Below are 16054 nucleotides of genomic sequence, written 5' to 3' on the forward strand. Positions count from 1 at the left end.
GGTGACACGGTTTGCCGGGCCGGGCGCACGACTCGTGATCACCACGGGCTGCGTCCGGGCGGGGGACCGGTGGGCGGACCATCGGGCCGGTATCGGCGCAGCTCAGGGCGGTGTGATCACCCGGGCGGCCCGAGGCGCCGGTGATCTTCCCGGAGTGCGGCGCGCGACGCGTCGGCATAGGTCTGTGCTCGTGGGCGTCGTAGGCGTCCCATGCCCCCGTGCGGGGCCACCCGCTGCTTGAGCAGCCCTGGTGAGGAGTCACATGTCACGCATGAAGCGCCGGTCCGCGGAGCGAACCGCACGCCGCGCCGGGATCTCGGTCCTCGCGGCCGCGGCAGTTCTGGTCGCCGCCGTCCCGGCGGCCGCGCACGACGGTTCGGCCCGCCCCGAGGAGAAAGCCGCCCTCGGCGCCGAGCACGCCCAGGAGCATACGAAGGTCCGCGAACAGCTCCTCGAGCTGGGCGGTTACTCCCAACTCGCCCGGATCGACAGCCTGAACTCACTGACCCGGTCCCAGGCCGACGTGAACGCGCGCTTCCACCCCAAGGCGTTCGGGCAGTTCGCCGAGTACTTCCAGTCCCCGGACTTCGCCGCCCACATCGCCCTGCTCCCGACCGGCAAGGTGCTGCTCTTCTCCTTCGAGCGCATGGAGACCGACCCGACCGAGGAGCCCGCACCGACCAACACCCTGGGCAGGGCCAACGCCGGCCGGGCCTTCCTGTGGGACCCCCGCCGGGGAACGGGGCCGGACGCCTTCAAGAAGGTCACCCCGCCCGAGCTGGTCGTACCGGACGGCACGGGCGAGAAGCGTCCGGCGCCCTTCTTCTGCGCCGGGCACGCCTTCCTGCCCAACGGCATGCTCGGCGTCTTCGGCGGCAACCTCGGCTACGGCGGCGGCGCCGGCGCCAAGCTGTCGCTGGTCTTCGACCCGTGGACCGAGGGCTGGTCCGTGAACAAGGACATGGAGGTCGGCCGCTGGTACCCCTCCGTGGCCACCGCCCCGGACGGCCGCCTGCTGATCATGTCCGGCCACACCGACGAGGGCTGGGGCACCTCCACCTCCGTCATCGAGCGCTTCCCCGCCAAGAGCCACCCCGTCCCCTTCGAGAAGACGGTGATCCCGAGGGACGTCCCGACCGACACCCTGCGCGTGGACGCGCCGTTCGGTGCCGACAGCGACTACCCGCACCTGTTCACCCTGCGCGACGGCAAGGTGTACGGCCTCGGCCGCCACGCCACCAGGCAGTGGGCCTTCGACCCGGTCGCGGAGACCCGAACGGACCTGCCCGCGCGCCCCGACGGCGTCCACCGCGGCTACGGCTCCGCCGTGGCGCTGCCCGCCGGACTGCGCGGCCCCGACTCCGTACTGGTCCTCGGCGGCGACCGCGAGGACCCCAATACCTACCGGCTGACCAGCGGCGGCGCCTGGGAGAAGCAGCAGCCCCGCGCCTTCGGCCGTACGCAGGACGACACACTGCTGCTGCCGGACGCGACCCTGCTGACCGTCAACGGCGCCCACGGCATCAGGGACTACGGCAACGGCGACTACAACCCCAAGTCCGACCTGAAGTACCGGCAGATCGAGACCCGCAACGCCCTCGGCGAGTGGAAGCTGGGCCCGGCGCAGCGGCTGCCGCGCGGCTACCACTCCAACGCCCTCGTCCTCCCGGACGGCCGGATCATGGTCACCGGTGACGAGCTGCAGCAGCTCGCCAACGACCCGAAGATCGACGACGACATGAACGGCAGCATCGAGATCTTCGAGCCGGCCTACCTGCACCAGGGCCGCCGCCCGGTCCTCGACCGCGTCCCCGAGGGGCCGCTGCGGTACGACACCGCCTTCACCGTGGGGACCTCCACGCCCGACCGGGTCAAGAAGGCCGTCCTGCTCGCCCCGACCACCGCGACGCACTCCCTCAACACCAGCCAGCGCCACGTGGAACTGGGGATCGTGAAGCGCCAGGGGAACAGCCTGCGCCTGCAGGCACCGCCCTCCGCCAATGACGTCCCGCCCGGCTACTACATGCTCTTCCTGCTCGACGAGTACGGGGTGCCGAGCGCGGCCAAGTGGGTCTCCTTCAGGTAACCCACTCACAGCTCACCGCACATCGCGGCCCCGGGTCATCGACCCGGGGCCGCGGTGCGTCACCGCTTGCCGGTCCGCGGATCTAGGCCAGGATCTTGGCCTTCGCCCGGTCGAATTCCTCCTGGGTGATGTCGCCCTTGTCCTTGAGCGCGGAGAGTTTGTGCAGCTCGTCCGCCGAGCCGCCGCCGGCCCCGGCCGTCTTCTGCACGTACGAGCGGAAGGCCGCCTGCTGCTCCTCGGTCTGCTTCCGGTCCCGTTCGTGCATGCTGTGCCCGCGGACGATCAGGTAGATGAGAACGCCGATGAGAGGCAGCACCAGCACGAGGATGAGCCAGCCCGCCTTCCCCCAGCCGCCAAGGGTGTGGTCACGGAAGACATCCGTGATGACCTTGAAGAGGAGGAAGAACCACATGACCCACACGAAGAACCACAGCATCGTCCAGAAGACGTTGAGCAGCGGGTAATCGTCCATGTTCGACTCCGATCATGCACGTGGTCATTCATTCATACAGGTGACCCAGGCCGTCCGCATTCCGGCGTCCGGCTCCGGTCGCGCGATGGGCTCCGGGCCGTTCTCCTGAAGCCATGGAACGCAACGCAGCCGGACAGCGCCGACGCTTCCTGCTGGGCCACCTGCTGCGCTCGGTGCTCTCGGTCGCCCTGCTCACCGGGCTCTACTACGTGGCGCCCCTGGAGGGCGGGTTCGGCATCAACACCGTGCTGACGCTCGTGCTCGGACTGCTGATCTTCGGGCTGCTGACGGCCTGGCAGATCGCCGCAGTCTCCCGTGCGCAGTTCCCGCGGATGCGCGCCCTGGAAGCGCTGGCCACCGGCGTACCGCTGTTCCTGGTGCTGTTCTCCGCGACGTACTACCTGCTCGCGGCGCAGGACCCCACGTCGTTCTCGGAGCCGCTGACCCGCACCGACGCCCTCTACTTCACCATCACCACCTTCGCCACCGTGGGATTCGGGGACATCGTGCCCACCTCCGAGGGGAGCCGGGTGCTGGTCACCTTCCAGATGGTCGCCGACCTGATCCTGATCGGAGTGATCGCCAAAGCACTCGTCGGCGCGATCAAAATCGGCATGCACAGGCGCAGTTCGGTGCCCCCCGAACCGGGCGACAGGCCCTGAGCGGCGAAGCGCGCCCCCGAGGTGGACCATCGAGGAAGCGGAAAGGAAGTGAGCCATGCCGCAGTCGCGCCCTCGATCCGAACCGCCCCCCGGCGGAACGCAGCCGCAGGAGGCCGACGTCCTGAGGCAGACCCTCCGCAGCCCCGGTTACCTCAAGCTGCTGTTCTTCTGCGCGCTCATCAGCATCCCGGTGTCCCTCGCGTCGTTCTGGTTCCTCGCGGCGCTGCACAAGATGGAACACCTGATGTGGACGGACCTCCCCGAGGCCCTGGGCTGGGACGCCCCGCCGTGGTGGTGGCCGCTCCCCCTGCTGTTCGTCGCCGGCATCGTGGTCGGCCTGGTCGTCCCGCACATGCGCGGCAACGGCGGTCACCTCCCCGCGGGCGGCCTGCAGACCGGCGGGGCCTCGGCCTCCTACCTGCCCGGCGTCGTGATCGCGGCCGTGGCCAGTCTGCCGCTCGGCGCGGTCCTGGGTCCGGAGGCCCCGCTGATCGCCCTCGGCGGCGGGCTGGCCCTGCTGTTCCGCAACCTCGCCCAGGCGCCCGTCACCCCGCAGGGCACCGCCCTCGTGGGCGCGGCCGGCGCCGCCGCGGCCATCGCCACCATCTTCGGGAATCCGCTGATCGCCGCGGTGCTGCTGATCGAGGTGGCGGGCGTGGGCGGGCCGCAGCTGTTCGCCGTGATGCTGCCGTCCCTGCTGTCCGCCGGGGTCGGGGACCTGGTCTTCACCGGCCTCGGACGCTGGACCGGGCTGCCGGTCGGCAGCCTGAAGCTCGAGCTGGGCGTGCCCGTGCCCCACCTGGACGCGCCCGACGTGCTCTGGGCGGTGGCCATCGCCGCGGCCCTCGCCGTCGCCCTGCACCCCGTACTGACCGGGGCCCGGCTGATCGCCGCGTACGTACTCGAACGGCCCCTCCTGCGGACCGTCCAGTGCGCCCTGGCCGCCGCGGCCTGCGCCAGCCTCTACGCGCTCATCACCGGGCTCTCGCCCGCCGACGTCACCGGGTCGGGGCAGTCGGCCATCGGCAAACTGGCCGCCGACCCGCACTCCTGGAGCGTGGGTGCGCTGATCGGCATCCTCCTCTTCAAGGGCGCCGGTTACGCCATCTGCCTCGGCAGCCTGCGCGGCGGCCCCGTCTTCCCCGCCCTCTGCCTCGGCGCCGTCGCGGGAGTCCTGCTCGGGCCGCTGCCCGGGCTCGGCATCGTGCCCGCGATGGGGGCGGGCATGGCGGCTACCGCCGCCAGCGCGCTGCGGCTGCCGGTGAGCAGCGTGGTGATGGTGGTCCTGATGCTCGGCGGCACGGCGATGATCCCGGTCGTGATCATCTCGGCCGTGGTCGCCTTCGTGGTCACCGAACTGCTGCCCTTGGGTCCCCCGATCCCCGCACTGCCCCCCGTACCGGCCGTGCCCGCGTCGGCCGCCGCGAAGTAGCCGGCTGCCGACGCGAAGGACCCCGCCCCTGTAGCCGGGCGGGGTCCTTCGTACGTGGATGCGGGGGGGGATCAGCCCGTCAGCACCGCAGGCCGGTCGCAGCGGCCGTCGTGGCCGCGTCCAGCGATTCGATCTGCGGCTGCAACTGGGTGCGCGCGTCCTTGCCGGTCGTGTCGCCGGGCAGGTCCTGGTAGCTCTTCTTGAGGTCCTCGGCCGCCGACTGGACCGCGGCGCGCTCGGCGTCCTTGAGCTGGGTCGCGTTCTCCTTCACGTTCTCCCAGTCCTTCTGGACGGCCTCGTAGGCGTCCTTGACCTGGTCCTTGGTCGCGTTGGCCGGGTTCAGGGCCTTCAGCTTGGCGTTGTCGGCCTTGAGGGCGTTCAGGTCGGTGCAGAGGTCCGCCGCGGCCTTGGTGGCCTCCTCCGCGGGCGAGCTGCTGTCGTCGGAGCACGCGCAGAGAGCGAGCATCGCGCCGACGCAGAGCACACCGATCACCGGGAAACGCTTCATGGGGGGCCTTCCTCCATCAGACAGACCGGCTGTACGGGATCTTCCGGTACACCCACACAAAATATGCAGATACCGGAACACTCCGCATCCGCACCGCTACGGACGGACGGGCGGGCGGGCGGGCGGGCGGTGCGGACGCGGTCCGACCGGCTTCCGATGGGCGCGTCCGGTCGGCGCGGCACCCCTAGGGCCGGATGTTCTGGTTCAGGTGGAACAGGTTGCCCGGGTCGTAGGCGCGCTTGACCGCGACCAAGCGGTCGTAGTTCCCCTTGTAGTTGGCCCTGATCCGGTCCTGGTCGTCATCGGCCATGAAGTTGATGTAGCCGCCCTCCTGCGAGTGCGGGGCGGTCGCCTCGTAGTAGTCGCGCACCCAGGCCGTACCGGCCTCGTTGGTGGCGGGGTCGGGCCACATCCCGGCGATCACCGTGGCGAACGAGGCGTCCCGGTAGGCGAAGGCCGTCGCGTCCGGTGCCACGCGGTGGCAGGCGCCGTTGATCGGGTAGATGTGGACCGTCGAGTTCACGGCGGGCAGGCCCGGCGCGTGCCGCAGGTGCGCGGCGATCACGTCGTCGCTGAGCTCGGAGACGAAGTTGGCCTTCCAGTAGTGCTGGAGGCCGGGCGGTACGAGCGCGTCGAAGGCCGCGTTGAGAGCCGGGTACGGCATCGGGCCCACGTGCTCGGCGACCACCGGTGCGAAGTCGTGGAAGGCCCGCAGGGCGCGCTCCCCCTCCTCGATCGGCCCCGACCAGCACGCCACGATCAGCGCGAAGGGCTCACCGTGCCGGTCCGCCGGGATGAACGGGAGCGGCGGGGCGATCTGGAAGGCCGGGAAACCGCCGAGTTCCTCCGGGGCATCGGCGATGTGGTCCGCGAAGGAGCGCAGCACGGTGGCGGCGTCCGCCAGCTCGAAGAGCATCGGTCCGCCGTAGACGTCCTTGACGGGGCTCAGCCGGTATTCGAACGAGGTCACCGCGCCGAAGTTGCCGCCTCCGCCGCGCAGTGCCCAGAAGAGGTCGGCGTTCTCCTCCTCGCTCGCCACGACGAGCCGTCCATCCGCGGTCACCACATCGGCCGAGACCAGGTTGTCGCAGCTCAGGCCCAGCCCGCGGGCCAGGTAGCCGAGGGTGAGTCCGCCGATGCCCGTGGTGGAGATGATCCCGCCGGTCGTGGCCAGCCCGTAGGCGTACGTGGCCGCGTTGAAGTCGCCCCAGGTCGCTCCGCCCTCCGCGCGGGCGGTCCGCGCCGCGGCGTCGACGCGGACGCCGCGCATCGCGGAGAGGTCGGCCACCACGCCGTCGTCGCAGGTCCCGAAGCCGGGCACGCTGTGTCCGCCGCCGCGCACCGCCAGGTCGAGCCCGTTCTCGCGGGCGAAGTCGACCGCGGCCATGACGTCCCCCGCGTTGGCGCAGCGCACCACGGCGGCCGGCCTTCGGTCGATCATGGCGTTGTTCACCTTGCGCGCCTCGTCGTAGGACTCGTCGTCGGGGGTGACGACCGCCCCGCGTACCCGTTCTCGCAACTGGTCGATCGAGAGCTTGCCCATGGCCATCGCTCCTCGTGCATCACGTCGTTTCGGTTGCGTCGCGCCACGGCCTCGCCTCAGGGCTTCAGGTGGCTGAAGCCCACCTCGAAGTGTTCGACCGAGACGATCCGCTGGCCTTCCCGCTGCGCCGTGGCCTCCCGGATCCGGGCGGCTTCCACCTCGCTGTCCCTCATGGTCCGTTCGTCGTCCCACAGGGTCAGCGTCCTGGCCACGCCCGTGGCCCGGTCGACGAGGTAGTAGACGCCCCGGAAGCCGGGAACCTCCTGGACCTGCCTGACGATCGCCTCCGAATGCGCGCTCACGTCTCCCTCTGCGGGGACCGGTGATCCCTGGTAGGTGCTCAGCCTCGCGAACATCTGCGGCAGTCCTTCCTCGCAGGGCCGCCGGTCGGTTTCGGGCGGCTCCACGACCAGCGTGCTCCGGCAGCGGGCGGCCCGCATGCCGGAGCGGCGCGACAATGGTGGTGCCATGGCTGTTTCCATTGCCGAGAGGCGGGACGTCGAGGTGCCGTACATAGCTGTGACCGCCCTGAGTCATGTCGGTCTGGTGCGCGAGCACAACGAGGACAGCCTCGTCATCGGACCGTGGACCCTGTGCGGAACCGTGACCCAGAACCCCCAGACCCTGGTCTTCCCCCTCGGCCGACCGCTCGTCGTCGCGGTCGCGGACGGGCTCGGCGGCCAGCCGGCCGGCGAGGTGGCCAGCGAACTCGTGGTGCGCCAGCTGTCCTCGCTCGGACCCACACTGGACGGCCCGGAAGCCGTCGGTGATGCGCTGAACCTCTGCAACCACGCCGTGCACTCGGCCACCGAGGGACGGCCGGAGCTGACCACCATGGGCACCACGGTCGCGGGTGCCCTCCTTCTGGCGGACTCGCTGCTGGCGTTCAACGTCGGCGACAGCAAGGTCTTCCACGCCACGCAGGAGGGACTGCGCCAAATCAGCGTGGACGACAGCCCGCCACCGGCTCCCGGACACCGCACCACCTCCGCGGTCACCCAGGTCCTCGGCGGCAGCCGCGCGTACAACGAGATCACCCCGCACATCGCGACGTTCGCGGTGACCGAGGGCGACCGCTACCTGGTGTGCAGCGACGGGCTCACCGACCCCGTCCCGAACGAGGAGATCGAGGGGCTGCTGCGGGTGCACGACGACGGCCGGGCCGCCTTCGAACTGTGGAAGGCCGCCATCGACGCGGGCGGCCCGGACAACATCACGCTGGCCCTGCTGCGCATCGGCGCGTAGCGCGGCCGGGAGCGCGGGGCGGCCGCGGGCCCGGGCAGCGAGGCAGCGCGACAGCCTGCCGCCCGGGGCCGACGGCGCGTCAGGGCGTGGTCACGCTCTTCGTGTAGGCGTCGCCGAGGTCGCGGACGTCGACGGAGGCGTGGACCGCCAGGCCCGCGGCCTTCGAGGTGTGGCGTTCGACCAGTTCCAGCACCGCGCGGGTCAGGCGGGACTTGGTCTGCGGGGTGCGGCCCCGGGCGATGGCCAGCTCGACGTGGACGACCACCGACCGGGCGTCGGTGCCCTCCCCGACGACGGACTCCTCGAGGCGGTGGAAACGCGTCTTGCAGTTGCCGATCGCGGTGTCGAGGATCTCGACCTCCAGCGCGTGCAGTTCGAGCGCGAACGCCCGCCGGTCGAAGGCCCCGGTCAGCGAGTCCGAGTAGTCGACGACTGCGTGGGGCACGGGCCACTCCCTGCTCTGCGGATTCGGGGCAACGGGCCCCGGCCCCGCGCCGGTTGGCGGGGCCCTGAGCGACGGTAACCGAGTCGGCCCGACTGCGGGGGGTGCGCCGGGCCCGGCCGGCCCGTGCGCCGGGCCCGGCGGGAACGATTCCGCGGAGAACCCTTGGCGTTCATATGATTTCCGGGTGCGAAAAACCACCGCTGCGGGCCCGGAATTTCGGCCCGGACGCGAGGAGATTTCCCCTGCCATCGGCGCCCCCTGTGCTACGGTGACGTCCGTTGCAGTTGTGGTTCCCAAAAAACTTACAAGTGCTCTCACCGGACTTTCCGGTGGGTGCACTTTTTATTTCCGGTGCATGCATTGAGAATTACGCGTTCCGGTCGGGGCAATCATCACGGCGACACCGGTCCCGCACAGTGCGGATCCGGGCACTGCCCCAAAGGAGAATTCACATGGCATCTGGCACCGTGAAGTGGTTCAACGCGGAAAAGGGCTTCGGCTTCATCGAGCAGGAGGGTGGCGGCGCCGACGTCTTCGCCCACTACTCGAACATCGCCTCTTCCGGCTTCCGTGAGCTTCAGGAAGGCCAGAAGGTTACCTTCGACGTCACGCAGGGCCAGAAGGGCCCGCAGGCCGAGAACATCGTTCCCGCCTGACGTTCGCGCAGACGCGGCCGAGGTCAGCACCCTGGGGTGCGGGCCTCGGCCGTCCGCGTTTTCCCGGCGGAACCCGGCCCGGCGGGCGCCGCTCCCCGGAAGCACGGCCGGTCCCCGAGCACCCTTGCTAGAGTCCGTGCCCATGTCGATCCCTGACGACCTGCTCCTCGATCTCGCCACCATGGTCGAGTCGGAGCAGACCAATCAGATGTCCCTGACCGTCGTGGTCCACGGCGCCGTCATCACAGGCCGCCTCGCCCCCGAGAGCGTCTGGCGTCAGCGGGTGGCCGAGGTCCTACGGGACTCCGACCAGCTGGGCCCGTTCGCCGAGATCTTCAGCTCTCCGGCACGAGGCGGCAGACCACAGGCCGAGGCACCCTCGCACCTGCATTTCCATGTGGCACGCATCCTCCAGGGCACCCTGGGCATCCCCGAGACCGGCGGAATGTACCGGATCGCGGTCAAGGACGTCAGCGCCTGGACCGTAGGAGACTTCAGCTACTCCGACAAATAACCCCCTTTCGGCATGACGGAGAACGGCCCCCGCATTCCACACGCCGGGGCCGTCCCGGACGATCCACCGAATCCCGCCTATTCGGGCCGCCGCGACCGCCCGGACAACGCCCCTGCAATACCGCCGGACAGCGCCGCACAATGCCGCCCTGCGGATCTCGGCGCCGGCCCGGTTCACGCCGGGCGGCCGAGCTCCCGGAGGAAGCGCTCCTGATCGGCGAGGAGGCCGGGCGGGAAGAGGGAGCGGGGGGCGAACACCGCCGTCAGGGTCAGCCGCCAGGAGGAGCGCTCGACCTCGGTGCGCAGCAGTGCGTGGGTCGCCCCCGGATAGCGGCGGACGGTGAGGGTGCCGGGCGCCAGCACGCTCCGGTGCAGCACCTCGGTCTCGGCGCCGTCCACGTTCAGGTCGTCGGCGCCGGAGATCAGCAGCACCGGGACCGGCGGCATCGCCCGCAGATCCCCGGTCACGTCCGCGGTGTGGTTGCGGCTGATGAACGTCCAGCGCTCCTCCGTGAGTTCCCGGTCGGCGCCCGCGGTCGCGCGGTACTCCTCGTACGTCGCCCCCCGCCGCAGCAGCGCCAGCGTGTCCTCCCGGGTGCGCAGCGCGGCCGCCGTGCGGTCGGCGTCGGCCCCGGCCGCGCGGAGCTCGGCCCGCAGGTTGTACTCCCCCTGGCGCTCCCAGTTCACGGCGGTGCCGACCGCGATGACGAAGCGCACCCCGGGAGCGGGCGCCCGGGCCACCACTTTGGGCATGACCCATCCGGCCTGGCTGGCGCCCCACAGGCCGATGCGGGCGGGGTCGATCTCGGGCCGGGTGCGGGCCGCCCAGGTCAGAGCGTCGGTGGTCTCGCGGGCCCGGTCGTCCATGGTCTGGCCGAGCCAGTCGGCGGGCTTGTCGAGGGAGAGCGAGGCGTAGCCGGCCCGGGCGAAGGCCTCCCAGTAGGGCCGGTAGAAGCCGTCGTGGGTGGCGTCGACCTCGCCGTCGCCGTGCACGAGGACGACCAGCGGGAAGGGCCCGGGCCCCCGGCCGGCGGGGGTGGCGAGCACGCCGGGAAGGTCGTGGCCGGCGGCGGGGACGGTGACGCGCTCCTCGTGGAGGCCGTAGTCGTGCTGCCGCACGACGACAGCGGCGAGGACGCCGGCGGTGGCCAGGGCCAGGAGCAGGGCGGCGAGGAGGACCCGTCGGAGTCGGCGGGCCCCTCCGGGTGTGCGGGTCTCGGTCATCTGCGGCTCCGGATTCCTCGCTCGGGGATTCATACACTCGTTCGCTTGCATCAAAAACGATCGTAGCGGCAATGAACGTATTACGCTTGTGCGTATGACGACGGAGAGCGTGGAGGTACGGCGCGGGCTGCCCGAGGGGGCCGCCGCGCGCGTCGCCGAGCTGTACTGGGAGGCCTTCGCGGGCAAGCTGGGCCTCGCCCTCGGCCCCACGGCCGCCGGACGGCGGTTCATCGCCGAGCACCTGCACGCCGACCGGGCGGTGACCGCGCTGTCCGGCGGCGCCGGCGACGGGGACGGCCGGGTGGTGGGTGTGGCGGGCTACCAGCTGGCCGGGCGCGGCCTGGTCGGTGGCGACGTGGCCGCGGTCAGGGCGCAGTACGGGCGGGTCCGGGGCCTGTACCGGGTGTTCCTGCTGGCCCTGCTGGAACGCACCCCGGCCCGCGGCGAGCTGGTCATGGACGGCATCGCCGTGGACCCCGCCGCGCGCAGCCGGGGCATCGGCGGGCTGCTGCTGCGCGAGGTCGAGGCGATCGCCGTGGAGCAGGGCTGCCGGCGGATCCGGCTGGACGTGGTCGCGGAGAACCCGCGGGCGCGGGAGCTGTACGAGCGGCACGGGTTCCGGGCGGTACGGGTGCAGCGCACGCCCTGGCTGCGGGACGTGCTGGGATTCGGGGCCGTGACGACGATGCACAAGGAGGTGGCGGCGAGATGAGCGGTATCCCCACACGGATGGTGGTGCACGCGCTGGTCCGGGAGGACGGGACGGTCGAGGGCGGCGAGCTGTACGAGGTCGCCGCGCTGCTCGGGATGACCGACCAGCAGGTGCGGCTGTGCGTGAAGCGGCTGGTGGCGGAGGGCCGGTTCACGGCCGAGGGACGCGGCCGGCGGGCCGTCCTGCGCCTGGCGGGGACGCAAGAGCCGGGGCCCGGGGCGGGGCTGCCGCTCGTACCGGAGGTGGAGTTCGTCCGGCACGCGTACCGGCAGGACCGGGGGCTGGAGCCGTGGGACGGGCTCTGGCACGCGTTCGCCTTCGCCGTACCGGAATCCTCGCGGGCCGCGCGGGACTCCCTGCGGGACGCGCTCACAGGGCTGGGGGCGGCGCCGGTCCAGGGCGGGCTGTACGTCACGCCGAACGCGATCGAGCCGTACGTACGGGCGCACGCGGCGGAGCTCGGCCTGTCGGAGGCGCTGAGCTGCCTGAGCACCCGGGACCTGGCCGTGGGCGGCACCTCGGACCCGCGGGCCCTGGCGGAGCGACTGTGGCCACTGCCGGAGATCGCGGCGCGGTACGCGGCGCTGCGCGAGCTCGCGCAGCCACCGGCCGGACCGGACACCGCCGCCGGGACGGCAGCCGCCGGGACGGACGCTGCTGCCGGCTCGCAGGCCCCTGCCGGGTCGCAGGCAGACGGAAGCGGAGCCGGCGCAGGCGGAGCCGATGGCGGGGTCGCCGGGCTGGCGCACGCCGTGGCGCTGGCGGCGGCCTTCTCCGCCGCGATGCTCCCCGACCCGCTGCTCCCGCCGGAACTGCTGCCGCAGCCGTGGCCCGGCACGACGGCCCGGGCGGCGGCGGCCGAGGCCTGGTCCCGCCTGGAGGCCGCCGCCCCGGCCCCCGGGCCCCGCCTGTTCCGCCTGTACGGCGAGGCCCTGGCCTGACCCGGCGGACGGGGAACCTGTGGACGGGGACCAGTGGGAGGGGCCGGCGGGCGGGGGACGGCGGGCCGACCCCCGCCCCGTCCACATCATGGACAACTACCCTCGTTTCATGAACCCAGAAGCCGACGCCTTCGCCGCCGTGAAAGAAGCTGACCGGAAGCATGTCTTCCACTCGTGGTCGGCGCAGGAGCTCATCGACCCGCTCGCGGTGGCCGGCGCCGAGGGCTCGTACTTCTGGGACTACCAGGGCAACCGCTACCTCGACTTCTCCAGCGCCCTGGTCTACACGAACATCGGCTACCAGCACCCGAAGGTCACCGCGGCCATCCAGGAGCAGGCGGCCAAGCTGTGCACCGTCGCGCCCGGTTTCGCCGTCGACGTGCGCTCCGAGGCGGCCCGGCTGATCGCCGCGCGCACCCCGGGCGACCTCGACAAGATCTTCTTCACCAATGCCGGGGCCGAGGCGGTGGAGAACGCCGTCCGCATGGCCCGGCTCCACACCGGCCGGCCCAAGGTGCTGTCCGCCTACCGCTCGTACCACGGCGCCACCTCCACCGCGATCAACCTGACCGGCGACGCCCGCCGCTTCGGCAACGACTCGGCGACCGCCGGTGTCGTGCACTTCTGGGGCCCCTTCGCCTACCGCTCGCCCTTCTACGCGACCAGTGAGGCCGAGGAGTGCGAGCGGGCCCTGCGTCACCTCGAGGACACCATCGTCTTCGAGGGCCCGCAGTCGATCGCCGCGATCATCCTGGAGACCGTCGGCGGCGCCCCGGGCGTGCTCGTGCACCCGGACGGCTACCTGGCCGGGGTACGTGCGCTCTGCGACCGCTTCGGCATCGTCTTCATCCTCGACGAGATCATGGTCGGCTTCGGGCGCACCGGCACCTGGTTCGCCTCCGAGCACTGGGGCGTCACCCCCGACCTGATCTGCTTCGCCAAGGGCGTGACCAGCGGCTACCTCCCGCTCGGCGGGGTCGCCATCTCGGCCGCCATCGCGCAGACCTTCGCCCGTCGGCCCTACCCGGGCGGGCTCACGTACTCCGGGCACGTGCTGGCCTGCGCCGCCGCCGTCGCGACGATCAACGTGATGGAGGAGGAGGGCATCGTCGAGCAGTCCGCCCGCACGGGCGCGGAGCTGCTCGGCCCCGGGCTGCGCGCACTCGCCGAACGCCACCCCTCGGTCGGGGAGGTCCGCGGGCTCGGCACCTTCTGGGCCCTGGAGCTCGTACGGAGCAAGGAGACGCGCGAGCCGCTGGTCCCGTACAACGCGGCGGGGGCGGACAACGCCCCGATGGCCGAGTTCGGCGCCGCGTGCAAGAAGGGCGGGCTCTGGCCGCTGATCGCCGGGAACCGCATCCACATCGCGCCGCCGTGCAACATCTCGGTGGACGACGTGGCCAAGGGGCTGCGGATCCTCGACGAGGCTCTCTCCGTGGCGGATGCGCACACCGTCTGACCTGCTGATCTGTGGGGTCGCCCAAGGCGTGGGTGCTGGTGTTCGGAGGATTTGTACGGGGATCAACCCCCCGTACACATGCTGCAATCCGTGCAGGCCGCACTGCGCACAACAGGCCAAGCACCTACGAACCGGGATGCACGTCAGGCCCGGGGCGGTCCCTCGGCGAGGGGCCGAACGGCGGGGAGCGGGACGTCCTTGATTCGGGCGGGCGCTGGACGCCGGGCGTACGGGATCCAGATGACCGGACTCCGTGTTCCCGAGTACCCGAAGGAAGACAGCATGAGCAAGCACGTCCTGGCCCAGAACCAGTACGGCAAGGCCGAGAACCGCATCGTGAAGGTGACCCGCAAGGGCCGTGGGGGTACCTCCCAGACGGAGTCTGGGGGAGGTTCCTGGCACGAGATCCGCGACCTCAACGTCTCGGTCGCGCTCCGCGGTGAGTTCCGCGACGTCCACCTCACCGGCGACAACGCCAACTGCCTGCCGACCGACACCACCAAGAACACGGTGTACGCCTTCGGCAAGGAGCACGGCATCGACTCCCCCGAGGCCTTCGGCATCCTGCTCGCCAAGCACTTCGTCTCCTCGCAGCAGCCCATCCGCGAGGCCCAGATCCGCATCGAGGAGTACGTGTGGGACCGGATCCCGGTCCCGACGCGCAAGGAGCAGCACTCCTTCGTCCGCAAGGGCCAAGAGGTGCGCACCGCACAGATCACCTACAGCGAGACGACGGGCCTCCAGGTCATCTCGGGTCTGAAGGACCTGACGGTGATGAACTCGACCAACTCCGAGTTCCACGGCTACATCAAGGACAAGTACACGACCCTGCAGGAGGCGTACGACCGCATCCTGGCGACCAAGGTCACCGCGCGCTGGGCGCACTCGGCGCTGGCCGCCGACGACGCCGGGTACGACTGGGACCAGGCGTACAAGAAGGTCCGCAAGAACATGCTGGAAGCCTTCGCGGAGACCTACTCGTACTCGCTGCAGCAGACCCTCAACCAGATGGCCGAGCGCGTGCTCGACCACTGCCCCAAGGTCAACGAGGTGCGCCTGAACCTCCCCAACAAGCACCACTTCCTCGTCGACCTGGAGCCCTTCGGACTCAAGAACGACAACGAGGTCTACTTCGCGGCGGACCGGATGTACGGCCTGATCGAGGGCACCATCCACCGTGACGGGGTGCGGCCGGTGATCGCGACGTCCGACTGGATCGTCGCGTAGGCGCACCTGCGCAGGTCATACCGGCCCGGCGTGCGGCTGTTCCTCCTGCGGCTGCCCCACCAGGAGGTTCCAGCGCCCCGCCCGTCCGGTGAGGGCGGTCACCGACTCCGGCCGTACGTCGAGCCGCCAGAAGGCCACCGGCGGCAGTTCCAGCGCGTGCACCACGGCCGCCCGGACGACGGCCTGCTCGACCACCAGCCGGTGCGTGCCCTCGGGCAGGGCGGCCAGCCCGGCCCCGACACGGGCGATCAGCGCGTCCACCGACTCCCCGCCCGGTGGCGCGTAGGCGGGATCCGACAGCCAGGCCCGCACGGCCGCCGGGTCGCGGCCCGCCACCTCGTCCAGGGTGCGCCCCGCCCACTCGCCCGTGTCCAGGCCGCGCAACCCCTCGTGTCCGGGGCACGGCCGCGCGTGGCCGAAGCGGCCCTGACGCGCGGCCGCGTCCAGCGGGAAGGTGATGAGTCGGACTCGTACCGACGAGGTCTTCATAAGGGGAGCGTAAGCGCGGTACGGTCACAAATGACACAATTGAATGACGACGGTACGACGGAAGCCCGGTGAGAATCCGGCACGGTCGCGCCACTGTGAAACCTCCCGGAGGGGAGGAAAGTCAGACCCGCCACCGTCGCAGCGAGCACCACTGACCGGGACGCGTGTTCCCCCTGGAGGTTCTGCCATGGCCCACTCCGCCGTGCCCACGACGAACGCACCCGCCATCGCCCCCATCTCGCTCTCCGCGCTGGCCCCCTGGGCCGTGTTCGTCGGCATCCTCATGCTCGTCCTGCTGTACTTCGTCGGCGCCGAGCAGGGCGCCACCGCGGTCTTCGAAGGGGAGACCATCCACGAGTGGCTGCACGACGGCCGCCACCTGCTCGGCTTCCCCTGCCACTGATCCCCTGCCACCGAACGACGTCTCAGCAAGGGGACCA

18 protein-coding genes are annotated in these 16054 nt (G+C 71.3%); 11 read left to right on the top strand and 7 right to left on the bottom strand.

Going from position 1 to position 16054, the window contains the following annotated elements; genetic code table 11:
• Window positions 1-262: 262 nt before the first annotated feature.
• Window positions 263-2086 (top strand): galactose oxidase-like domain-containing protein, encoded by a 1824-nt coding sequence (locus tag ACIQZO_RS33775; protein WP_403633781.1) that lies wholly within the window; start codon window positions 263-265, stop codon window positions 2084-2086.
• Window positions 2087-2168: 82 nt separating this feature from the next.
• Here the strand turns inward: ACIQZO_RS33775 and ACIQZO_RS33780 are convergent, their stop codons facing one another.
• On the bottom strand, window positions 2169-2558 hold the full coding sequence (locus ACIQZO_RS33780; RefSeq protein WP_403633783.1) for an SHOCT domain-containing protein: 390 nt from the start codon (window positions 2556-2558) through the stop codon (window positions 2169-2171).
• Window positions 2559-2671: 113 nt separating this feature from the next.
• Here ACIQZO_RS33780 and ACIQZO_RS33785 point away from each other — a divergent pair, with 113 nt between their 5' ends.
• Window positions 2672-3220: a potassium channel family protein gene (locus tag ACIQZO_RS33785; protein ID WP_403633786.1), complete on the top strand. Its 549-nt coding sequence runs from the start codon at window positions 2672-2674 to the stop codon at window positions 3218-3220.
• 55 nt (window positions 3221-3275) lie between these two features.
• Complete coding sequence (locus ACIQZO_RS33790; RefSeq protein ID WP_403633789.1) at window positions 3276-4652, top strand: chloride channel protein; 1377 nt, start codon at window positions 3276-3278, stop codon at window positions 4650-4652.
• 79 nt (window positions 4653-4731) lie between these two features.
• On the opposite strand, the gene ACIQZO_RS33795 is transcribed toward ACIQZO_RS33790, so the two are convergent.
• The 3 genes from ACIQZO_RS33795 to ACIQZO_RS33805 all read right to left on the bottom strand — a co-directional run bounded on the left by ACIQZO_RS33795 (window position 4732) and on the right by ACIQZO_RS33805 (window position 7173).
• Window positions 4732-5160, bottom strand: a complete 429-nt coding sequence (locus ACIQZO_RS33795; protein WP_403633791.1) for a hypothetical protein — start codon at window positions 5158-5160, stop codon at window positions 4732-4734.
• Window positions 5161-5344: 184 nt separating this feature from the next.
• Window positions 5345-6703 (bottom strand): FAD-binding oxidoreductase, encoded by a 1359-nt coding sequence (locus ACIQZO_RS33800; RefSeq protein ID WP_403633793.1) that lies wholly within the window; start codon window positions 6701-6703, stop codon window positions 5345-5347.
• Between the two features lie 56 nt (window positions 6704-6759).
• Window positions 6760-7173, bottom strand: coding sequence for a hypothetical protein (locus tag ACIQZO_RS33805; RefSeq protein ID WP_403633796.1), 414 nt, complete (start codon window positions 7171-7173; stop codon window positions 6760-6762).
• A gap of 34 nt (window positions 7174-7207) precedes the next feature.
• Between ACIQZO_RS33805 and ACIQZO_RS33810 the strand changes: the two genes are divergently transcribed.
• Complete coding sequence (locus ACIQZO_RS33810) at window positions 7208-7948, top strand: PP2C family protein-serine/threonine phosphatase (protein ID WP_403633949.1); 741 nt, start codon at window positions 7208-7210, stop codon at window positions 7946-7948.
• 79 nt (window positions 7949-8027) lie between these two features.
• On the opposite strand, the gene ACIQZO_RS33815 is transcribed toward ACIQZO_RS33810, so the two are convergent.
• A complete protein-coding gene (locus ACIQZO_RS33815) occupies window positions 8028-8393 on the bottom strand; it encodes a 5-carboxymethyl-2-hydroxymuconate Delta-isomerase (RefSeq protein ID WP_403633798.1) in 366 nt (121 codons plus the stop codon).
• A 452-nt stretch (window positions 8394-8845) separates the two neighbouring features.
• Between ACIQZO_RS33815 and ACIQZO_RS33820 the strand changes: the two genes are divergently transcribed.
• Both ACIQZO_RS33820 and ACIQZO_RS33825 read left to right on the top strand, forming a co-directional pair.
• Entirely contained in the window at window positions 8846-9049 is a 204-nt protein-coding gene (locus tag ACIQZO_RS33820; RefSeq protein WP_030011983.1) for a cold-shock protein, read from the top strand.
• 142 nt (window positions 9050-9191) lie between these two features.
• On the top strand, window positions 9192-9563 hold the full coding sequence (locus ACIQZO_RS33825; RefSeq protein WP_403633801.1) for a hypothetical protein: 372 nt from the start codon (window positions 9192-9194) through the stop codon (window positions 9561-9563).
• Between the two features lie 173 nt (window positions 9564-9736).
• On the opposite strand, the gene ACIQZO_RS33830 is transcribed toward ACIQZO_RS33825, so the two are convergent.
• Window positions 9737-10786 carry an alpha/beta hydrolase family protein gene (locus ACIQZO_RS33830; RefSeq protein WP_403633804.1) on the bottom strand — a complete coding sequence of 350 codons (1050 nt, stop codon included), beginning with the start codon at window positions 10784-10786 and terminating at the stop codon, window positions 9737-9739.
• Window positions 10787-10880: 94 nt separating this feature from the next.
• Here ACIQZO_RS33830 and ACIQZO_RS33835 point away from each other — a divergent pair, with 94 nt between their 5' ends.
• The 4 genes from ACIQZO_RS33835 (at window position 10881) to pucL (ending at window position 15125) form a co-directional block, all read left to right on the top strand.
• On the top strand, window positions 10881-11498 hold the full coding sequence (locus ACIQZO_RS33835) for a GNAT family N-acetyltransferase (protein WP_403633806.1): 618 nt from the start codon (window positions 10881-10883) through the stop codon (window positions 11496-11498).
• Entirely contained in the window at window positions 11495-12439 is a 945-nt protein-coding gene (locus tag ACIQZO_RS33840) for a PaaX family transcriptional regulator C-terminal domain-containing protein (RefSeq protein WP_403633809.1), read from the top strand. Before ACIQZO_RS33835 ends, ACIQZO_RS33840 begins: the two co-directional genes overlap by 4 nt.
• 109 nt (window positions 12440-12548) lie before the next feature.
• Window positions 12549-13898 (top strand): aspartate aminotransferase family protein, encoded by a 1350-nt coding sequence (locus ACIQZO_RS33845; RefSeq protein ID WP_403633811.1) that lies wholly within the window; start codon window positions 12549-12551, stop codon window positions 13896-13898.
• 282 nt (window positions 13899-14180) lie between these two features.
• Window positions 14181-15125 carry a factor-independent urate hydroxylase gene (gene pucL / locus ACIQZO_RS33850; RefSeq protein ID WP_403633813.1) on the top strand — a complete coding sequence of 315 codons (945 nt, stop codon included), beginning with the start codon at window positions 14181-14183 and terminating at the stop codon, window positions 15123-15125.
• A gap of 15 nt (window positions 15126-15140) precedes the next feature.
• Here pucL and ACIQZO_RS33855 read toward each other — a convergent pair whose 3' ends face one another.
• Window positions 15141-15614, bottom strand: coding sequence for a histidine phosphatase family protein (locus tag ACIQZO_RS33855; protein ID WP_403633815.1), 474 nt, complete (start codon window positions 15612-15614; stop codon window positions 15141-15143).
• Between the two features lie 187 nt (window positions 15615-15801).
• Between ACIQZO_RS33855 and ACIQZO_RS33860 the strand changes: the two genes are divergently transcribed.
• Window positions 15802-16017 (top strand): CbtB-domain containing protein, encoded by a 216-nt coding sequence (locus ACIQZO_RS33860; RefSeq protein ID WP_401609793.1) that lies wholly within the window; start codon window positions 15802-15804, stop codon window positions 16015-16017.
• Window positions 16018-16054 lie beyond the last annotated feature (37 nt).

It is taken from the genome of Streptomyces sp. NPDC097617 (assembly GCF_044761485.1).
In the GTDB taxonomy this organism is placed as follows: domain Bacteria; phylum Actinomycetota; class Actinomycetes; order Streptomycetales; family Streptomycetaceae; genus Streptomyces.